The sequence below is a fragment of the Variovorax sp. GW823-FHT04B03 genome (assembly GCF_058796495.1).
Genome location: NZ_JBXAIT010000001.1, coordinates 578,924 through 594,552 on the forward strand (window position 1 = coordinate 578,924; position 15,629 = coordinate 594,552).

General features: G+C 71.0%; 15 protein-coding genes. 1 reads left to right on the forward strand and 14 read right to left on the reverse strand.

The annotated features are described in order from the left end of the window. Window positions 1-70: 70 nt before the first annotated feature. From pgaD to pgaA, 4 genes are read right to left on the reverse strand one after another with little or no spacing between them, the layout of a single operon-like run. Window positions 71-637 (reverse strand): poly-beta-1,6-N-acetyl-D-glucosamine biosynthesis protein PgaD, encoded by a 567-nt coding sequence (gene pgaD, locus AC1RAD_RS02545; RefSeq protein ID WP_492733726.1) that lies wholly within the window; start codon window positions 635-637, stop codon window positions 71-73. Beyond that, window positions 627-1,907 carry a poly-beta-1,6-N-acetyl-D-glucosamine synthase gene (pgaC, locus tag AC1RAD_RS02550; RefSeq protein WP_492733727.1) on the reverse strand — a complete coding sequence of 427 codons (1,281 nt, stop codon included), beginning with the start codon at window positions 1,905-1,907 and terminating at the stop codon, window positions 627-629. The genes pgaD and pgaC overlap by 11 nt, the downstream gene beginning before the upstream one ends. Then, window positions 1,904-3,970, reverse strand: a complete 2,067-nt coding sequence (pgaB, locus tag AC1RAD_RS02555; RefSeq protein ID WP_492733728.1) for a poly-beta-1,6-N-acetyl-D-glucosamine N-deacetylase PgaB — start codon at window positions 3,968-3,970, stop codon at window positions 1,904-1,906. Before pgaB ends, pgaC begins: the two co-directional genes overlap by 4 nt. Window positions 3,971-3,978: 8 nt before the next feature. Continuing rightward, a complete protein-coding gene (gene pgaA, locus AC1RAD_RS02560; protein ID WP_492733729.1) occupies window positions 3,979-6,522 on the reverse strand; it encodes a poly-beta-1,6 N-acetyl-D-glucosamine export porin PgaA in 2,544 nt (847 codons plus the stop codon). A 310-nt stretch (window positions 6,523-6,832) separates the two neighbouring features. Between pgaA and AC1RAD_RS02565 the strand changes: the two genes are divergently transcribed. Next, window positions 6,833-7,669, forward strand: coding sequence for a creatininase family protein (locus AC1RAD_RS02565; RefSeq protein WP_492733730.1), 837 nt, complete (start codon window positions 6,833-6,835; stop codon window positions 7,667-7,669). Between the two features lie 7 nt (window positions 7,670-7,676). Here AC1RAD_RS02565 and AC1RAD_RS02570 read toward each other — a convergent pair whose 3' ends face one another. The 10 genes from AC1RAD_RS02570 to AC1RAD_RS02615 form a co-directional block, all read right to left on the reverse strand. Next, the gene (locus AC1RAD_RS02570) at window positions 7,677-8,645 is read right to left on the reverse strand and encodes a threonine dehydratase (RefSeq protein WP_492733731.1); all 969 of its coding nucleotides are present in this window, start codon (window positions 8,643-8,645) and stop codon (window positions 7,677-7,679) included. A gap of 18 nt (window positions 8,646-8,663) precedes the next feature. After that, window positions 8,664-9,296 (reverse strand): LysE family translocator, encoded by a 633-nt coding sequence (locus tag AC1RAD_RS02575; protein ID WP_062480600.1) that lies wholly within the window; start codon window positions 9,294-9,296, stop codon window positions 8,664-8,666. 5 nt (window positions 9,297-9,301) lie between these two features. Continuing rightward, entirely contained in the window at window positions 9,302-9,997 is a 696-nt protein-coding gene (locus AC1RAD_RS02580) for a VOC family protein (RefSeq protein WP_492733732.1), read from the reverse strand. Window positions 9,998-10,010: 13 nt separating this feature from the next. Next, a complete protein-coding gene (locus AC1RAD_RS02585; protein ID WP_172438398.1) occupies window positions 10,011-10,934 on the reverse strand; it encodes a PhzF family phenazine biosynthesis protein in 924 nt (307 codons plus the stop codon). Window positions 10,935-11,066: 132 nt separating this feature from the next. Beyond that, entirely contained in the window at window positions 11,067-11,708 is a 642-nt protein-coding gene (locus AC1RAD_RS02590) for a glutathione S-transferase family protein (protein WP_492733733.1), read from the reverse strand. Between the two features lie 5 nt (window positions 11,709-11,713). Further along, window positions 11,714-12,361: a DJ-1/PfpI family protein gene (locus AC1RAD_RS02595; protein WP_492733734.1), complete on the reverse strand. Its 648-nt coding sequence runs from the start codon at window positions 12,359-12,361 to the stop codon at window positions 11,714-11,716. A 14-nt stretch (window positions 12,362-12,375) separates the two neighbouring features. After that, window positions 12,376-13,563: an aminotransferase-like domain-containing protein gene (locus AC1RAD_RS02600; RefSeq protein ID WP_062471189.1), complete on the reverse strand. Its 1,188-nt coding sequence runs from the start codon at window positions 13,561-13,563 to the stop codon at window positions 12,376-12,378. A gap of 49 nt (window positions 13,564-13,612) precedes the next feature. Beyond that, complete coding sequence (locus AC1RAD_RS02605; RefSeq protein WP_492734542.1) at window positions 13,613-14,020, reverse strand: VOC family protein; 408 nt, start codon at window positions 14,018-14,020, stop codon at window positions 13,613-13,615. A gap of 11 nt (window positions 14,021-14,031) precedes the next feature. Then, window positions 14,032-14,982 carry a DMT family transporter gene (locus tag AC1RAD_RS02610; RefSeq protein ID WP_492733735.1) on the reverse strand — a complete coding sequence of 317 codons (951 nt, stop codon included), beginning with the start codon at window positions 14,980-14,982 and terminating at the stop codon, window positions 14,032-14,034. Beyond that, a complete protein-coding gene (locus tag AC1RAD_RS02615) occupies window positions 14,979-15,578 on the reverse strand; it encodes a LysE family translocator (RefSeq protein ID WP_492733736.1) in 600 nt (199 codons plus the stop codon). The genes AC1RAD_RS02610 and AC1RAD_RS02615 overlap by 4 nt, the downstream gene beginning before the upstream one ends. Window positions 15,579-15,629 lie beyond the last annotated feature (51 nt).

The window sequence follows — 15,629 nt, forward strand, 5'->3', positions numbered from 1 at the left end:
GCGATTGAATCACCGCCCCGAAATCCCTGCAGCGACGCGGCCGAAAGGCCGCGCCGGTTGCTCCTGCGCGTCAGGCCTTGCGGCGCTTCGCTGGCGTTTCTTCTTCCAGCGCGGCCGGCGCGGTGTCGGTGGCGTCGCGCAGATGGCCGTGGTGGTCGTGGTGCGCCAGCAGCTGGCGCGTGCGTTGCCAGGTCGACAGGCGCGCGGGCGCGACTTCGATGTACGACGCCAGCGCGAACAGCGACGACTGTTCCTTCTCCGGCGGCGTCTCGCTGCGGTGCTGGCGGCGGCGCAGCGGGCCCATGATCAGCATCGAGGCAAGGATCACGCCGATGACGATGGCGTACAGGCCCAGTAGCTGAAGCACCTCGGGCTGGGAGCGCGCGCCCATCACGTAGGGCCAGGCGTACCAGATGGCGCAGAACCAGATCGCGACGGTGATCGCGGGCCGCAGCACGCGCAGCCACAGGTACATGGCCAGGGTGCGCGCCGGCGAGCGGCCGTTGCCGAAGGCGTGCAATGGAATGCGCGCGGCGTCGATGATGGGTTCGTCCACCGCGGGTTGGCCCCACGAACGGGTGCGGGGCGGCGGGGCTTCGTGCAGCGCCGACGAAGAGAGCGGGTTCTCAGGATGCATCGGAAGAAACTCCTCGGTCAGGGCTCGTCCACACCGCGCGCTTGCCGCGACGACGCATCAGAGCGTTGGGAAGGGCGACCACCGTGGTGGCCATCGTGATCGTCCAGAACGCGATTGGGTACCAGATCGTTCCGGCGAAATAGCGCATGAGGTCGCGGTCGTAGCGACGGTCGATCCACAGGCTCAGCAGCATCTGCAGGATGCAGGTCATGGCCAGCAGCGTGCCCTGCCAGTGCGGCAGCAGCGCCGAATGCCAGGCCGACTCGTGCGGCAGGAAGGGGCGGATGAAGCTGATCAGCAGCACCAGTGCCATCGCATAGGCCCACACCACGCTCACCATGTACTCGCTGTAGATGAGCCACAGGCGCCAGCTGCGCAGGCGCAGGATGGACGGCGTGATGCGCAGCATGGTCTGGATGCCGCCGACGGCCCAGCGCAGGCGCTGCTTCCACAGGCCGCGCAGGGTCTCGGGCATGAGGATCCAGCACAGTGCGCGCGGCTCGAAGCGCAGGCGCCAGCCGGCGAGCTGGAGCTTCCAGCTCATGTCGATGTCCTCGGTGAGCACGTCGGGGCTCCAGAAGCCCACCTCGAGCACGGCGCGGCGGCGGAACATGGCCAGCACGCCCGACACCGTAAAGAGCGTGCCGATGAGTTGCTGCGAGCGCTTGATGAGGCCGATGATCGACGAGAACTCGCCCACCTGCATGCGCCCCAGCAGCGTGGTGCGCGTGCGGATGCGCGGGTTGCCGGTGACGGCGCCGATGCGATCCGAGGCCAGCATGCGCTTGAGCATCCAGGCGATGGCGTTGGGGTCGACCAGCGCGTCGCCGTCGATGCCCAGGATGTACTCGCCGCGCGCCAGCTGGCAGGCGGTGTTCAGGCCCACGGCCTTGCCCTGGTTGCTGGCGTTGTGGATCACGCGCAGGCGGCTGAACTCCTGCGTCATCTCGTCGAGCAGTTCGCCGGTGCCGTCGGTGCTGCCGTCGTTGACGGCGATCACCTCGTAGTTCGGGTAGCGCGTGCGCATGAGCTGCTCGATCACTTCGCGCAGGTGCGGCGCCTCGTTGAAGCAGGGAACCACGACGGTCACGAGCGGCTGCGAGGGCAGCAGCGGCAGCGGGTCGATCTCGACGTCGCGCTTGCGCTCGAACGACCACGCATGCGAAAGGCCGCCCGCGATCCACACCCACGCCATGAAGAACGGGTAGTAGAAGACGAAGCCGAAGAGCACCGGCGGAATCAGGTCCACCAGCATCTGGAGCGTGTTCATCGGGGCTTCCCTCCTTCAGGCGGCAGCGTGGCGGCGTCGTGGTTGCGCCGGGGGGCGCGCGACAGCAGCGAACGCACCGAGATCGCGCGGCGCACGGTCTCCAGCGAGGGCTGGTTGTTCAGGAAGTCGTCGGGGTAGTAGCCCAGGTGGCGCACGCCGGCGCGCTGCAGCAGGGTCCACTGGCGCGTGAGCTCGGCGTCGGCCACGGGTTTCCCGGTGCGCCAGTCGCGTGCCTGCAGCTCGAACACGGTGCGGTCCAGGCCGTGCGGCGTGGCGGCCGCGCGCTGCGCCAGGCGGCCCAGCCAGGCGTCGCTGTCGGCCGGGGTGCGGGCCTCCTGCTCCATGCGCGGCATGGCCATCAGGCCGACGTAGTCGTAGGCGGCAAGCGAGGCTTCATAGTTTTGGGCAAACCATTGCTCGGCCGCGGGTTCGAGCACCGGCCGCGCGTAGAGGTTGCGCGCCGTTTCCAGCGCAGGGCGCCAGGTGCCCACGCGCGCCGCGAGTTCGTGCGTGAAGTCGATCAGGTAGCGGGTCTTGGCTACGGTCCAGCGGGCCATGAGCGCGGGGTCGGCGCGCAGCGCGGCCACGTCGGCCGGCAGGCCCCAGCGGCGGTAGGTGTCGAGCGCGGCGGGGCTGGCGTCCTCGTCGTCCGAGAGCATGGCGTCGTCGTGGAACAGCAGGCCTTCGAAGAAGGTGTGGCGGCCCAGGTCTTCGTACAGGTCGCCGACCAGCGTGCGCACGGCCGGGTCGAAGGGCGAGAGCCGGTGGTAGCGGTCGGCCGGCGCGTCGCCCTTGAGCGTGCGCACCGTGTGCGTGGCCAGCGGGTTCGACGCCGGCAGCCGGTAGGCGGTGACGGGCATCCAGGCGTAGACCTTCACGCCGGTGCGGCTGCGCAGCTGCCAGGCGGCGCGGGCGAACAGGTCGGCGCGCATCGGCAGGTGGCGGTTGGGAAAGTACAGCGCGTCGGCCACGCCGTCGCCGTCGGGGTCGGCGTACGCCTGCAGGAACACCGAGCGCGGGCGCACGGCGGCCACGCGCTCGATCAGCGCCGAGAGGTTGCGCTCCTGCTGGGCCGGGTCGGCGTCGTACACGTAGTCCAGGTCGACGTGCATCACGCGGTTGATCGGGCGCACCTCGCCGCCCACGGGGCTGCGCAGCATCTGCACGTAGTCGGGCGCCTCGTTGTCGTAGGCGGCCAGCGCGCGGCGGATGCGGCTGAGCGGAATCTCCTTCGTGTTCGCGCCGTCGTCGAGCGTGAAGGTGATCGGCATGCCCACGCGCGCCGAGGCTTCCAGCGCGGGCGTGTTGTAGGCGCCGTAGGGCCACACGGTGGCGCGCACCTTGGCGCCGGTGCGCTTTTCGATCAGCTCGCGGCTGCGGCGCAGGTCGGTCTCGATGCGGCGCAGGTAGGCGGCGTCGTCCTCGTAGCGGCCGGTCTTCGGGTCGTAGCGGTGCGTGGCCGCGGCGGGCAGCATGTTGCCCTGCGGGTTGGCCTGGATGCCGGTGTGCATCGCGTCGGTGTGGCTCGCGAACTCGACCAGCGGCGAGCGCGCCATCTCGGCGGCTTCGCGCCACAGCAGGAAGTTCTCGCGCGGCGCGGGCTTGTCGCCCCAGTGCACGGGCTGGCCTTCGGGCACCTCGAGCCAGCTCGTCACCAGCGCGAACAGCGCCGGGTAGTTGAAGCGCTGCAGCAGCGGGAACACGTGGGTGTAGGCACTGCGGTAGCCGTCGTCGAAGGTCAGCAACACGGGCTGCGAGGGCAGCGGCTTGCCGCCGTTGCGCGCATCGATGATCTGCTGCAGGCTGACCGGGTGGTAGCCGTTGTGGCGCAGCCAGGCGAACACTTCGGCGAGCGTGCGCTCGTCGATGGCGGTTTCGTCGGGCGAGGTCTCGAAGCTGGCGCGCACGTTGGGGCGCACGTCGTGGAACGAGATCACGCGGAAGTCGACGCCGTTGTCGGGATCGGCGGGCAGCACCGGCGCCGCCAGCGCAGGCAACGACGCCGCCAGCAGCAGCCCGAGCAGGGCCGCGCGCAGCCGGAGGAAAAAGTTGGGGGCTTGCATCACGGACATCACTGCAGGGGCATCGAAAGGTTCAGGAACACGCCGCGCTGTTTCTCGCGCACGCCGTCGTAGGGGTGGCTGCCGAAGGTCAGGCCGTAGCGCAGCGTGAGCTTCTGGCCCAGGGCCCAGCGGTGCTCGTAGCGCAGGTTCCACAGCGGGCCGCTGCCGAAGCCGGCCTGCTGGTAGCTGCCGCCGCCGAGCTCCAGCACCTGGAAGAACTGGCGGTCGTCGCTTTTCCAGGTGAGCCACTGGCCGCGCACCGACAGCTGCGTGCTGGCATCGCGCGAGGGGCTGAAGTAGCGCACGTCCTGCAGGCGGCTGCGGCTGGCATCGACGCCCAGCCGCGTCTCGATCTGGAAGCGCGGCGTGCTGACCCAGCGCTCGCGCCAGCCGAAGTCGAGGCCGTCGCGCAGGTTGCCGTCGCTGAAGTCGAGCCGGCGCCATTGCAGGTCGAAGCGGCGCGACTCGTTGACGACGTAGGCCGCGCTGGCGCCGAACTCGCGCGCGCCGATGGCCTGCGCGCCGAAGGGCACGGCGCGGGCCTTCCACGGCAGCTCCTTGCTGTCGCCGTCGTAGGTGGCCGACAGGCGCCAGGCATCGCTGGCGCGGTAGTCGACGCGGCCGGCCACGCTGTTGCGGTAGCGCCCGCTGTTCGCGTGCTGCAGCACGCCCTCGGCCAGCCAGCGGCCTTGCTGCCAGCTCGCGCCGAGGCCGCCGCGCGCCCACTGGGCGGTGCCTTCGGAGGTGTAGCCGCGGCCCAGCGTCTGCGCGTAGAACACGCGCCATGCGTCGCCGATGAGGCCGGAGCTGAGCCGGCTGTCGACGCGCCATTCGCGGCTGGCCAGCGTGCCGCCGCCGCGCGAACCTTCGGCGTCGATCTCGAGCTGCGGGCCGACCAGCGAGCGGCGCTTGCGCGCCATCTCGCGCACTTCGGCGGCGTCGGGCGCGTCGGCCTCGAGCGACTCGGCACGGATGCGGGCCGCGCGGAATTCGTCGGCGTCGAGCAGCGCCTCGACATGGCTGGTGCGCACGCTCAGGTCGTCGGGGTGGTCGGCGCTCAGCGCCTCGAAGCGCGCCACGGCCGCCTCGGGGTGCTCGCGCAGCCGCTCGGTGAGCGCGGCGCCATAGGCGTAGCCCGCGTTGAGCGGGGCTTCTTGCGTGAGCGTGTTGAAGCGCGGCTGCGCAAGCTTCGGCCGGTCGCCGTACAGCTGCAGCAGCGCACCCAGGCCGCTCACTTCGGAGAACTGGTCATTGGGGCGGCCGGCTTCCGGCGCCAGCCGCATCAGCACGGGCGTGGCGCTTTCGATGCGCTGGAGCAGCGCCTCGGCGTCGTCGAAGCGGCCGGTGTCCAGGTAGGCGTAGACCAGGCCGAAGTGCAGGCTGTCGGGCATCGGCAGGTCGACGACCGCTTTCTCGAACAGCGGCACGGCATCGGCCGAGCGGCGCTCCTGCGCCAGCGCGCGGGCGGCGGTGCCCAGCGCGTAGGGCGGCAGCGCGGTGCCGTCGGCACGCAGGCTGTCGTACAGCGCGATGGTGTCGGCCGGACGGCCGCGCTCCAGCAGCGCCATCATGCGGTCGGACTGCAGCCGCATGCGCAGCGTGCGCCAGGTGTCGGCGTCTGGCGGGGCGGGCTGCGCGAGCGCGGCGTCGACGCGGGCCAGCGCGGCACTCTGGGCGGCCAGCACCTTGTCGAGGTCGGTGACGCGCGCCGCGCCCAGGCGCTGGTCGCGCGCCTTCACGGCCCAGCGCAGTTGCTGCGCCAGCGCCTGCTGTTCGAGCAGCGCGAGCGTCAGCGGCGCGAGGCTGCCGGGCTGCTTGCGTTCGGCCGCCTGCGCGTCCTCGAACGCAGCGGTGGCGCCGCCGTACTCGGCCAACAGGAAGTCGGCGTCGCGCTGCGCATCACGGCGTGCGGGCTGCAGCGCGGTGATCTCGCCGTAGGCCGTGAGCGCCTGGAAGGGCTGGCCCTGGGCACGCGCCAGCGCGGCGCGCAGGTCGAGCAGCGCGACGCGGTCCGCGACCTCGGTGGGCGCGGGCTGTGCGAGTGCGCGGTAGATCGTTTGCGCGCCGGCCGTGTCGCCGCTGGCCAGCCGCCAGAAGGCTTCATGGATGCGCGGTTCGCGGGCCGCCGGCTGGCGCGCGCGCCAGACCTTGACGGTGTCGCCTTGCAGGGCGATGTCGCCCGTGCGCCGCGCGGCGCCGGCCAGCGGGCCGAGCGCGTAATCGCCCAGCGCGTCCGGCGGCACCTGGCGGCCCACGGCCACCGCGTCGGCGAACTGGCCGTCGGCCACCGCGATCGCGATGGCGTCGGACGCCACGCGGCGGCGCTGCTCGTCGGCCAGCGGGGCAGCCAGCCATTGGCGCAGCTGCTGCAGGGCTTGGGCCGGCGCGATGCGACCGGCACGGCGCGCGACGATGAGGGCGTCGTGCTGCGAGGCGTCATACGCCAGCGCGCTGCCCCGGGGGGCGGCAGGCGAGGGCGCGACAGTGGATTCCGCGTACGCGGTGCTGCTTCCGAAGACCAGCACGCACACGATCGGCGGCAAACCCCGCACGGCTCGTGCGAGATGGTGAGGCAATGCCTTGAAGGGCGCGACTTTGCGCCCGGCAACGACGGTGCCTCCATTTTTTTGTGGATGGATGGACACGCTACTCCCTTTTGCGTGAACTCTCCTGGGCCGTGACAAGCCGTGGCGGAAAGTTCGTGAAAAGGGACTCTAGGCCAATTTGTAAACAATAGGACCGAACATCGGGAAAGATGAGAACTAATCGTGAACAGATTCGCGATCAATTCATCCGATGTTGGCAAGTTGTATGCAAGTGTTGCCCCATGCGTCGCCCATGGCCCCGTCCTAAGATCGCGGCATGAACGCACTTCCGGTCTCTTCGCCCCGTTGGCCCCGTTTCTGGTCCCAGTTGACGACGCGCGACTTTGCCGCGCTCGACGCGGCGACCACGGTGGCGGTGCTGCCGCTGGGCGCGACCGAGCAGCACGGCCCGCACCTGCCGCTGGGCGTGGACACCGTGCTGGCCGACGGCATCGTGGCCGCGGCGCTGCCGCTGTTGCCGCCGGAATTGCCGGCGCTGTTCCTGCCCACCCAGCAGATCGGCCTGAGCCCCGAGCACGCGCGCTTCGCGGGCACGCTCACCTTCTCGGCCGAGACGCTGATCCGCATGTGGAACGAGATCGGCGCGGGCGTGGCGCGCGCCGGCGTGAAGAAGCTGGTGCTGTTCAACGCCCACGGCGGCCATGTGGGCGCGATGGACATCGTGGCGCGCGAGCTGCGTGCCGCGCACGGCCTGATCGTCTACAGCGTGAGCTGGTTCAACCTGCCGCTGGGCGATGCGAACGCGCAGTTCAGCGCCCGCGAGCACCGCTTCGGCGTGCACGCGGGCGAGATCGAGACCTCGATGATGCTGGCGCTGACGCCCGCACTGGTGCGCATGGCCGAGGCGAAGGATTTCAGTTCCACCTCGGAGCAGCGCGCGGCCGACTGCGCGATCCTCGGCAACGGCAAGAGCGCCAAGCTCGGCTGGGCCATGGAGGACTACAACGCGCAGGGGGCGGCGGGCAATGCCGCAGCGGCCACGGCCGCGAAGGGGCAGGCGGTGATCGATGCGGCCGCGCAGCAGTTGGCCTTGCTGCTGGCCGAGGTGTCCCAGCTGCCGTTGAGCACGGCGAACACAGGGCCGCTGCCCTGAGACCGGATCAGGCGCTGCGCCCCAGCACCCCGGCGAACATGTCGGCATCGACATTGCCGCCGCTCAGCGCAACGCCCACCGTCTGCCCGCGCCAGCGCTCCTTCTGCTGAAGCGCCCCCGCCAAGGCAGCCGCGCCCGCACCTTCCGCCACGTTGTGCGTGTCGCTGAAGAGCACGCGCATGGCTTCGGCCACCTCGTCGTCGGTGACGGTGATCACGTCGTCGGCCTCGCGCAGGATCACCTCCAGCGATTCAGGCACCGGCGTGCGGCAGGCCATGCCGTCCGCCAGCCGCGTGGTAGCGGGCGACTCGATCGCACGGCGCGCGCGGAACGAATCGCGGTAGGCCGTGGCATGCGCCGACACCACGCCGATGAGCTTGGTCGACACGCCGCAATGCGCGCGCGCCGCGGCCGCGCCGGCGAAGCCGGAGCCCAGACCGATGGGCACGAACAGCACGTCGGGTGGTGAAGCTTTCAATGCGCTGAAGAACTCGACGTACGCAGTCGACACGCCGCGCACCAGCTCGCGATGGAACGAGGGCACGCGGTGCAGCGCGTCGCGTTCGGCCAGCACCGCGGCGTGCTCGGCCGCCGCTTGAAAGTCATCGCCATGCTCGACCAGCGTCACGCCGAGCGCGCGCATCGCCGCGTTCTTCTCGCGCGAATTGCCGTGCGGCACCACGATGGTCGCGGCCAGCCCGTGGCGCTGCGAGGCGAAGCCGACCGACTGGCCGTGGTTGCCGCGCGTGGCGCTGATCACGTGGCGCACGGCGGGCTGCTCGCGCGCGAGGGTCTCGAAGTAGGTCAGGCCGCCGCGGATCTTGAAGGCGCCGACCGGCGTGTGGTTCTCGTGCTTGGCCCAGACCGTGGCGCCCAGGCGCTGCGACAGCTGCGGCCAGGTGTACTGGGGCGTGGGCGGCATGGCCGCATGCACGGTGCGCTGCGCGGCTTCGATCTCTTCGCGGGTGAATCGCATCGACGTCCTTCGGATTGCTTACTTGCGTTCGGTGAGCGCCACGCGCACGGCCAGCGCGGCCAGCACGCTGCCCATGATGTAGCGCTGCGCGCGCAGCCAGCCCGCGCTTTGCGACAGCACGGCCGTGATGCTCGCGGCGCCGACGATCATCACGGTGTTGACCAGCGCGCTGCTCGCCATCTGCGCCATGCCCAACTGCAGGCTCTGCAGCAGCACCGAGCCGCGCTCGGGGTGGATGAACTGCGGGAAGAACGACAGGTAGAACATCGCCACCTTCGGGTTCAGCAGGTTCGTGAGAAAGCCCATGCGGAACAGCTTGGCCGGCGGGTCGGCCGGCAGCGCGCGGGCCTCGAAGGGCGCATTGCCGCCGGGCTTGACCGCCTGCCACGCGAGCCACATCAGGTAGGCCGCGCCGGCGAAACGGATCGCGTCGAACGCGACCGGCACCGCCAGCAGCAGCGCCGTCAGGCCCAGCGCCGCGGCGAACAGGTGCACCAGGAACGCCATCAGCACGCCGCCCAGCGAGATGAGCCCCGCGCGGCGGCCCTGGATCAGCGTGCGCGACACGCAATAGATCATGTTCGGCCCCGGCGTGAGCGCCAGCAGCAGCGAGGCGAGGGCGAACCAGGCGATTTCGGTCAGGGTGAGCATGAGAGTCAGAGTCCTTGCGATTCGAGGGTGACGGGGCCGCGCGGCGTGTCGAGCACGGCCACGAGGTTGGGCGGGCCGGCATCGACCGGCAGGCCGCCCATGCCGATGGCCGTGAGCGCGGCCGACAGCGCCGGCGCGCGCGGATGCGCCACGCGCAGCGAACGCAGCGCCAGGCCCGAGGCGGGCATGGCGTCGGTCGGGTGCACGGCGCCCCACTGGATCAGCGTGGGCAGCGCGCCGTAGAACAGGCGCTGGCCGTCGTCGCGCACCGTGATCTGCCACTCGAGCCGGCCGGCCGGCGTGTCGCGCGAGGCTTCGAGCAGGTGGCCGCGGTCGATGTGCGCATGTTCCTCGCGCGCGAGCGCCTGCGTGGCGGCGTGCGCGTCGGGCACGCGCGCCACGAAGTGGATCAGGTGCGGGCCGCGCTGCGCGAGCGCGGCCTGCAGCGCGGCGTCGTCCAGGTCGAACCAGCGGTGCGTCTTCGGCCGCGAGGGCGCCTTGCCGGGCTCGATGGCGATGATCTCGGCATAGGCGCGCGGGAACGCGTCGCTCGCGATGTTCAGCAGCCGGTTGTGCGTGCCCATCAGCGGGTGCACGCCGCCGGGCGCGGGTGTGACGCCGAGCGTGGCCTCGCACCATGCCACGCCCTCGGCCAGCGAGGCGGCGGCGATCACCAGGTGGTCGATTTCGGCGGGGGCCATGGTGTGCCTTCGTTCAGAGTGTGACGTGGCCGTCGACGCAGGTCACGGCATCGCCGCCGACCCAGATCGTGCCGTCGCTGTCGCGCTCGATGTGCACGCGGCCCGCGCGGCCCAGGCACTGGCCTTGCGCGGCCAGGTAGCGCTCGGGCATGTGGCCGTCGGCGATCAGCCATTCGGCCAGGCTGGCGTTGAGGCTGCCGGTGACCGGGTCTTCCTGCACGCCGATGGGCTCGGCGAAGGCGCGCACCTCGAGGTCGATCTTCGCGCCGTCGTCGTTCGGCGTGGCGGGGCGGTTGCCGAAGGCGCGTGCCTCGCGGTTCGAGCGGCCGATGAGCAGCGAGGTGTCGTGCGCCGAGGGCACGCCGGCCACGCCGGCCTTCACGCCCAGTTCCTTCAGCGCGCGGTGGTCGGGCTGCAGCGCCAGCACGGCGTCGGCGTCGTTCAGCAGCAGGCCGAACCAGACCGGGCCGTTGTCGAGCACCTGCGCCGCGATGACCTGCTGCGCCTTCAGGCCCAGCGCGCCGGCCACCTTGGCCAGCAGCGCGGGGCTCGGGGCGCTGCGCTTGAGCGGCGGCGCGGCAAAGGCCAGGCGCTCGCCGTCGCGCCGCAGCGGCACCAGGCCGGCGCCGCACTGCTGCACCACGCGGCCCGCCACCTTGGGCTTGCCGCCGGCCTGCAGCCACGCATGGCAGCTGCCGATGGTCGGGTGGCCGGCAAAGGGCAGCTCGCCGCCGGGCGTGAAGATGCGCACGCGGTAGTCGGCGCCCGGGTCGGTCGGCGGCAGCAGGAAGGTGGTCTCCGACAGGTTGGTCCACTGCGCGAAGCGCTGCATGGCGGCGTCGTCCAGGTCCTGGCCGTCGATCACCACCGCGAGCGGGTTGCCGTAGTAGGCGGTGGCGGTGAAGACGTCGACTTGCTTGAAGGGGCGGGATTTCATCGGATTCAAACGGTTCGGATCAGCGGGCAATGTCAGTCGAGGGGACACCGTGGAACCGGCTTTGCCGGGCCACTGGTGTCGCCCCCTGGAAGGGGGTTGGCGAAGCGACACGAAGTGCGCGTAGCCTGGGGGTCATTCCAAAGCCAGGTCGAGCACGCCACGCGTGCCCGGGCGGGAAAGCAGGTCGGCGTACCAACGCTCGACGTTGGGCCAGGCCGGCCGGCGGTACTCGGCACCGGGCAGGCCGAACCAGCGGTGCGCTTCGCAGCCGATCGGGATGTCGGCCATGGTGAAGCCCTCGCCGGCCATGTAGGGGCGCTGCGCGAGGTGCGCGTCGAGCATGGCGAACAGCGCCTCGCTCTCGCGCACCGACGCGGCGATCAGCGCGGGCTGGCGCTCCGAGGGCGCCGTGCGCACCCATTGCACGAAGGCGTCGCGGCTGGCGCGGTTGAGCGTGGTCTGCTGCCAGTCCATCCAGCGCTCGGCGTCGAAGCGCGCGGGCAGCTCGCTCGGGTAGAGCGTGCCGTGCGAGTAGCGGGCGCACAGGTAGCGCACGATGACGTTCGACTCCCACAGCGTGACGCGCTCGGCGCCTTCGCCGTCGTCGATGGTGGGCACCATGGCGTTCGGGTTGAGCGCGCGGTACTCGGGCGTCTGCACCACGCCGAATTTGCCGCCGGCCTCGGTGCGCTGGAAGTCGAGCCCGAGCTCCTGCGCGCACCACACGACCTTGCGCACGTTGATCGAACTGATGCGGCCCCAGATGTTGAGCATGGTGTTCAGTGTCCTTGTGCGGAGAGGGCGTCGGCCGTGGCCGATGGCTGCGTCTGCAGGTACGGTTCGATGTTGCGCATCGCGCGCGCCACGTAGTCGTCTTTCTCGCCGACCGGCGCGACGTAATGCAGCGCGCTCTTCGCGGCCTCGAGCCCTTCGGTGCGCGCGATGAGCCAGGCCGCGAGGTAGGGCGCCGAGAAGCAGCCGCCCGCGGTGGCCACGTTGCCCTGCGCGAAGAAGGGCTGGTTGAGCACTTCGACGCCGGCTTCCTGCACCCAGGGCTTGGTCGTGAGATCGGTGCAGGCCGGCACCGTGCCCAGCAGGCCGAGCTTGGCCAGCAGCAGCGTGCCCGAGCACTGTGCGCCGATGAGCTGGCGCGACGGGTCGAGCCCGCGCAGCACGCCCATCAGGCCCGCGTCGGCGGCGATCTCGCGCGTGCGGATGCCGCTGCCGACGATCACCGCGCCCGCCTCGCAGGCCGCTTCGAGCGTCGCGGTGGCATGCACCGTGACACCGTTCATCGAGGTCACGGTGGCGCTGGGCGAGGCCAGCGTCACGCGCCAGCCCGGCTTCTTCACGCGGTTGAGCACGCCCAGCGCGACCAGCGAGTCGAGCTCGTTGAAGCCGTCGAAGGTGAGCATGGCGATGTGCATCGTCGTCGGCCTTGTCAGGCGTGGGCGGGGGCCAGCAGCGCCAGCTCTTCGCGCAGCGTGACGGCGAGCGCGGCGATGGCGGTGTCGATCTCCTCGACGCTGGCGGTCACGAACGACAGGCGCAGCGTGCGCGGATCGCCTTCGCCCGCGTAGAACGGCGCGCCGGGCACGAAGGCCACGTTGCGCTCCACGGCCTTGGGCAGCAGGGTCACGGTGTCGATGCCCTCGGGCAGGCGCGCCCACAGGAACATGCCGCCCTTGGGGGCGTTGAACTTCACGTCCAGGCCGGCCATCTCGCGGTGCAGCGCGGCGATCATCGCGTCGCGCTGGCGCTTGTACAGGGCGCGGATGGTGGGCACGTGGCGGTCGAGGAAGCCGTCCTTCATCACGGCCGAGACCATGCGCTGCGTGAAGATCGGCGTGTGCAGGTCGACCGCCTGCTTGGCCTGCAGCAGCTTGGGGAAGATGGCCTTCGGCGCCACCAGGAAGCCCAGGCGCAGGCCCGGGGCCAGCACCTTGGAGAACGAGCCCAGGTAGATCACGCCCTCGGGGTTGCGCGCGGCCAGCGGCAGCGGCGGGGCTTCGTCGAACCAGAGCTCGCCGTAGGGGTTGTCCTCGACGATCGGCAGGTTCGCCGCGGCTGCGGCCGCGGAGACCGCGGCGCGGCGCGCCTCGGTCATGGTGCGGCCGGTGGGGTTCTGGAAGTTGGGCAGCAGGTAGACGAAGCGCGCGTCGGCCGCCTTGCTCACGAGGTCGTCGACGATCACGCCCTCGTCGTCGCTGGCCACGCCCACGGGGTGCGGCTCCATCGGGCCGAAGGCCTGCAGCGCGCCCAGGTAGGTGGGCGTTTCGACGAGCACCTTGCTGCCCGGATCGATCAGCACCTTGGCCACGAGATCGAGGCCCTGCTGCGAGCCGGTGGTGATGAGCACCTGCGAGGCGTCGACGTCCCAGGGCAGCATGTCGGCCACGGCCTGGCGCAGCGGCGCATAGCCTTCGCTGGCGGCGTACTGCAGCGCGGCCTGGCCGTCGTTGTGCAGCACTTCGGCGCAGGCGTCGGCGAACTCCTGGATCGGGAAGGTCTTGGGCGAAGGCAGGCCGCCGGCCAGGCTGATGATGCCGGGGCGCTCGGTGACCTTGAGGATTTCACGCAGCACCGAAGGATTCATCTTGGCGGCGCGGGCGGCGAGTTTCCAGTTCATGGGAGGCTTTCTTCTTTCTGGCGAATGAGAGGTGAGTTTGAGTGTGTCGTCAGGATGGCGGGATGTCGCCACGGTGCACGACATGGATTTTGTTGCCGTCCGGGTCGCGCAGGTAGGCGCCGTAATAGCCCTGCCCGTAACGGGGGCGGGGCCCGGGCGCGCCTTCGTCGCAGCCACCGTGGCGCAGGGCCGCCTCGTGGGCGGCATGAACGGCCTGCGGCGAGGGCGCGCAGAACGCGACCATGCTGCCGTTGCCGGCGCTGGCGGGTTCGCCGTCCAGCGGGATGTACACGTAGAAGCGTGGCAGCGTCTGGCCCGGCACGATCCAGCAGGCGGCGTCGGGGCCGCCGTCGGGCGTCACGGGGCGGCGGATGAGGCCGAGCGGGGCCAGCACCTCGTCATAGAAGGCGGCGGCGCGCGGCAGGTCGGTGCAGCCGACGGTGACATGGCTGAACAGCGTCATGGTCCTCAGCTCCTGGCCTGCGGCTCGGCGCCGCGTGGAACAGCGGCAGGCGCCGCCGGTTGCGACAGCCGCTTGCCCGCGACCACCGTGGCGACCACGGCGGCGGCGAAGCCCAGCGTCACCAGGTCCAGCGGTTCGCCCAGCAGCGGGATCGACGCGAGGATCGACAAAAAGGGCTGCAGCAGCTGCGTCTGGCTCACGCGCAGCGCGCCGCCCAGGGCCAGGCCGCGGTACCAGGCGAAGAAGCCGATCCACATCGAGAACATGCCCACGTAGGTGAAGCCGACCCAGGCCGACGCGGCCACGGGCTGCTGCGGCCACAGGGCGATGGTGGCGGGCAGCGTCACGGGCAGCGCCATCACGCAGACCCAGCAGATCACGCGCTCGGCGCCCAGCGACGGCGTGACCTGCGCGCCGTAGATGTAGCCGACCGAGGCCGCGATGACCGCGCCGACCAGCAGCAGGTCGGCCCATTCGAAACCGAAGCCGTGGCCGCTCTGCTGCGCGCGCAGCACCGAGAACACCACCACCAGCAGGCTGCCCGCGATGGCGCAGAGCCAGAAGCCCAGCCGCGCGCGCTGGTGCAGCACCCAGGCCGCGACCGCGGCGGTGACCAGCGGCAGCAGCGCCGTCACCACCGCCGCGTGGCTGGCCGTGACCACGCGCAGCGCAAAGGCCAGCAAGAGCGGAAAGCCGATGCAGTTGCCCAGCACCGCCATGCCTAGCGGCTTCCACTGGTGCGGCGCCGGGCGCGGCGAGCGCGTGACCAGCAGGAAGACGGCCGACAGCACGCCCGCCAGCGCCGCGCGCCCGAGCGTGACGAACCACGGCGACAGCTGCGGCGCCTCTTGCGTGCCCGTGGCCAGCCGCGTCATCGGCAGCGTGATGGCGAACAGCGCCACGCCGACCACCCCGAGCCACATGCCCAGCGTTTCGTCCTTGATGGCGAGCTTCATACGCCCGCCATCCACCAGGCCGTCAAGACCAGGATCAAGCCCATCGCGCGGTTGAACCACAGCAGGCGCCGGCCCTTGGCCAGCCACTCGCGCAGCAGCGCGCCGACCAGCGCATAGGCGAAGTTGCTGGTGAAGGCGTAGGTCAGCATCACGGGCGCGACGATGGCGAAGCGCGCGAGCGCGTCGGGCTGGCCGGCGATCCAGCCGGCCACCAGCGTGAGCGCCAGCAGCCAGGCCTTGATGTTCACGAACTGCAGCATCACGCCCTGCCCGAAGCCGACCGAGAGGCTGGCGTTGTCGGCCTTACCGAGCTGGGCGCTGCCGCTGAGCTTGTAGGCCAGCCACAGCAGGTAGGCGATGCCCAGGCCCTTGATCGCCAGGCGCAGCGGCGGCATGGCCACCACCAGCGCGCCGAGGCCGGCCGCGCAGATCGCCAGCAGCAAGGTCCAGCCCACTGGCACCGCGACCACGAAGCGCATGGCGCGCGGCAGGCCGCCGTTGGCCGCCAGGGCGGTGGAGAGCGTGGTGTTGGGTCCGGGCGAGAAGCTCATCGCCGTGGCCAGCACCAGCAGCGCGGTGAATTCTTGCCAGTTCATGTCACAGACTCTAAACTTTGGACCATTACAGTTCCAGTACAGATGATCGAA